The sequence below is a fragment of the Phyllobacterium sp. 01N428 genome, from assembly GCF_056399405.1.
Map to the genome: position 1 here is coordinate 1 of NZ_JBFTRH010000026.1, position 499 is coordinate 499.

At 59.8% G+C, this 499-nt stretch carries 1 protein-coding gene; it reads right to left on the reverse strand.

What is annotated here, in order from left to right:
- A partial coding sequence (locus tag AC1DNI_RS22775) for a DUF7507 domain-containing protein (protein WP_477693527.1) occupies positions 1-499 on the reverse strand: 499 nt, incomplete at both ends.

Here is a 499-nt window from a genome sequence, read left to right on the forward strand (position 1 = left end):
ACATCGCCRCTGACCACGGCATCGGCAAGCTTGTCGGTGAGCCTGATGTTCTTCAGCGTCACATTGCCGGTGTTCTTGACGGTGAAGCTATAGGCAATGGTGGAGCCGACCGTATTGCCCGACAGCGATGTGACCTTCTTTTCGAGCACAAGTCCGTTTGTCTGCGTCGCCTTGACGGTCGCGGTGGCGACTGGCGATACCAAAGTGCCGTCCGTGGCCGTCGCCTTGTTTGTAACGGCACCAGCGTCGATATCGAGCTGGGTGACGGTATAGTCGGCCGAACAGGTCAGCGCCGCGCGAGGCGCGAGTTTACCCTCCGGCAAAGCCGGACAGGCGATCGCGCCGATCTTATCATCGGCAATGCTGATCGGCTTGGTGACCGTGATATTGCCGCTATTGGAAACGACATAGTCGTAGGAGATCTTGTCGCCGACGGCCTTGAAGGTGCTTCCCGCCTTGGCCGTCTTGATGAGGCTGAGCCCCGGCGCTGCCGTGATCG